Source organism: Aestuarium sp. (assembly GCF_023253315.1).
Taxonomy (GTDB): domain Bacteria; phylum Pseudomonadota; class Alphaproteobacteria; order Rhodobacterales; family Rhodobacteraceae; genus Marivivens; species Marivivens donghaensis.
Genome location: NZ_JALRGW010000106.1, coordinates 1 through 1,010, shown reverse-complemented (window position 1 = coordinate 1,010; position 1,010 = coordinate 1). Strand labels below are relative to the sequence as shown.

Genomic DNA, 1,010 nt, shown 5'->3' with positions numbered 1-1,010 from the left:
GGTTGTAGCCGTCAATGCAGTGCCAGTGATAGCCGCAGGAGAGGCAGAGCCGATGGTCGTGCCGTCGATGGTGCCGCCGTTGATGTCAGCAGAAGTGATCGTCAGCGACGACAGGGTGTTGCCAGCTAGAGCGGTGTTAAGGCTTGCATCCGACACGTTGGTAAGGTCAGCCCGTGCAGCTTCAATGCCACCCGTGGTAACGCCATCGTGGACATGCACGGATTTGTTTGTTGTGTTTACAGAGAGTTCACCGTCTGCACCCGTGAACGATGTGTGTTGTGACGCTGTGCCTCTGCGGCGCTGAACTTGTTTAGTCATCTGTCACTCCTAAGCGGTTGACGCATTGTATCATATAATTGGCGGTGTCGGCCATTGCAAAGATCATCTGGAGACAAACAGCGTTAGCGGCTGAAAGTTGTTGTATCCATTATTGCACAAACCCAAGTTTGGGCCAATGCTCTGTCGGCTAAGCCTGATTGTGGTGCTTGAAGGCTGCGTTATTTTGATAAACCTGCCACAACCTGACGTTGTCGTGTGCGAGGTATAGTTCATCCAATCTGGGCTATGCACAAAGGCATTAGCAATGCTCTTGGACAATGGTAAGTCTACGACAGCATCATTAAGCAAGATATTCTGCACTTGACCAAGCGTGACCTGAAACACTTCTACCCCAAGGATCGGGTTTCTTGAGTCAAAGACAACAGCCCCAGTGTCTGAATATATTTGCATCCCATAGGTTTCGGTTGATGCAGGGATAGTTGGTGAAAACACTTTGTATTCCAAAGCCGCCGCATCAGTTGTTGCAACAACAAAGTTTGCACCTTGGATGAAATCAGGCAGCACGCTGTTAAGGTGTTCCATCTGTAAAATGCCAGCACTAGGGATTTTTACAAAAGGAAGTTCGTTTATCCCAAGAGATGAATTGAAAACAGTCCAAGGGTATTGATACATTGCAGAATATAAGGTAGTTGCGCTGACCACAGACTGATAAACATAATAGTAGTTTGTTC

General features: G+C 47.9%; 2 protein-coding genes. Both read right to left on the bottom strand.

The genetic code is table 11. The features are described from left to right. On the bottom strand, positions 1 to 318 hold a 318-nt coding region (locus AC1QQ2_RS14430; RefSeq protein WP_479713667.1), incomplete at its 3' end, for a hyaluronate lyase N-terminal domain-containing protein. 63 nt (positions 319 to 381) lie between these two features. Beyond that, the coding region (locus AC1QQ2_RS14425; protein WP_479713666.1) for a hypothetical protein at positions 382 to 1,010 on the bottom strand (629 nt) is incomplete at its 5' end.